Below are 1993 nucleotides of genomic sequence, written 5' to 3' on the forward strand. Positions count from 1 at the left end.
ATTTATCGATCTAGCCCTCAGCCATTACCGAAAAATTATGAGCAATAAACCTCAGGTAGATGAACTGACCCAGCAGCTGCTACAGCTCCCTACCAAGCAGCTAAACGAAGAACTAGATTACGTCTATTGGGACTTTAGCCAAAATCAAGCCCAAATATAGCCCTTACTCGCTTTATATCTGATAAATACGTCCGGATTTTCCTGGAGCCAATGAACATGCGCGGCAAGACATGGCACTGCGAAAAGCATCTATTGCTTCAGCAAATGTCTTTAAAGGTTTCGATGCCCATCGTCTTCGCAATCCCCCAGTTAATTGATGCCAAAGAATAAAAGTATAGGCACACATGACCAAGATAAAATGCCTCATCAAGCTGCGTTTATGGCGAACTTGATATTCTTTGAGTCCCAACCACCACGCTTGCTCCCGATAAAATACTTCCACCCAATTTCGTTGAGCGTAAGTCTCGACCACCCATTGGGGAGTGACCACATCCGTTTCGACATTTGTCAAAAAATAGTCACGGTGCGCGCCTCCTAGGGCGAGTAAATCGCCCTTGGGTCGCACCGCAATATCTGTGGCTTGACTAAAAGTCGGTTGATTCATGACGATAGCCAGACTTCTTTTTCCACTCAGACGAGATATTTCTACTTCGAGGGTGGCAACCCACAGGGTTTTTGACTTATTTAGATTTAGTTGAACTTCTGTGAAAGCCTCATCCGGAAGGCTTTGGGCTAACTCATCAACCCGAATAGTAACTCCCGAATTTTTGGCGTTCGGGTCACTCACTTTTCGTTCGCGTAGCGTGCGCTTTTGGCGCATTTTTTAGCGATTCGGACTAAATACTTGAGTTGTCGATTTTCTAGCTCTAATAAAAATGATGTATTGTTTCCATATCCAGCATCTATCAGGACCATTCCTGGATGATATCCCCGACTTAATGTCTTATCAATTAACCCCAAGGCTAGCTCCGGTTTCGCGCAGGTTGGCTGGATCTTTTTTTCCCTGGGGCAATGAGTTCCCGTGTTGATATAACTCAAGATCTAACGGTAGACTTTTTCGACCATCATACAGATGGGTTGTTACCACCACAATTCCATTATCCGTTTTCCCGATTTCCCCAATGTAAGGCAGACCGACACCAATAGTGAAGTTTCCACTTTTCCGTTCGCGTAGCGTGCGCCAAAAGCGCTTTGTCCGCTGTCGTCTACAATTAGTGCAAATCCACGTTCGCGTAGCGTGCGCCAAAAGCACAGGGATTTTGGTCTGACGACAGCTATTCATCACTTGCAACCGGCGTTCGTTAATCTCTTGTTCACTCCAGGAAGCTCGCACCGCAAAATGCCGTAGGCTGTGGTATGAGACATCAGAGCGCGTTTCCGGCAATCTGAGATAGGTTTTTCCGTTCACTTTCTCCCAATAATCCCCCGCTGGTAGTGCCTAAACTCTTTTTTTTGAGCTTTTGTGTGAAAGATATCATCAAAACGCTTGCACCATCTCAAGGGAGCATGGAGGCATTGCTGTGGAAACAGTTTCTTTCATGGGATTGGACGGAAAAAGTAATCAACCTAAAAAACTTACCCTATATAGCATAGCACTATTTATGCCTTGAATTATCGCGCTTAGTCCCACTATAACCTCTACTATCGCCAAGCTATTGATACAGCTAATACTTATCGTTTATATGCCTATAGTTGGTTGTTGATTTTGTTGGCTTGGATTGCCTATTTAATTATCAACAATTTGGTAAAAGCTAACCGTCGTACCATCAACATTCTCGAAAGTATCACGGATGCCTTTATTTCCCTAAACGACCAGTGGCAGATTACCTATCTTAATCCCCAAGCTTTCCAAATGCTACAGAGTCAACCCGAACAGCTTCTGAATCAGAATCTGGAGGAGGTGTTTTCCGGAGTCTTTGGCTCCAAGTTCTACCAGGAATGTCATCGGGCGGTTGCTGCACAGGTTGTTGTCACCTTTGAAGAATACTATCCA

The 1993-nt window shown here is 44.6% G+C and carries 1 protein-coding gene and 1 pseudogene; one reads left to right on the plus strand and one right to left on the minus strand.

The genetic code is table 11. The annotated features are described in order from the left end of the window. Positions 1-144: 144 nt before the first annotated feature. Positions 145-1540 (minus strand): annotated as a pseudogene (locus tag F6K37_RS39825) (IS701 family transposase). Positions 1541-1696: 156 nt separating this feature from the next. Between F6K37_RS39825 and F6K37_RS39830 the strand changes: the two are divergent. Next, positions 1697-1993 (plus strand): PAS domain-containing protein (locus F6K37_RS39830; protein ID WP_287256786.1); only part of this gene is annotated, 297 nt, incomplete at its 3' end.

Origin of the sequence: Moorena sp. SIO4E2 (assembly GCF_010671945.1) — a bacterium.
Lineage (GTDB): Bacteria > Cyanobacteriota > Cyanobacteriia > Cyanobacteriales > Coleofasciculaceae > Moorena > Moorena producens.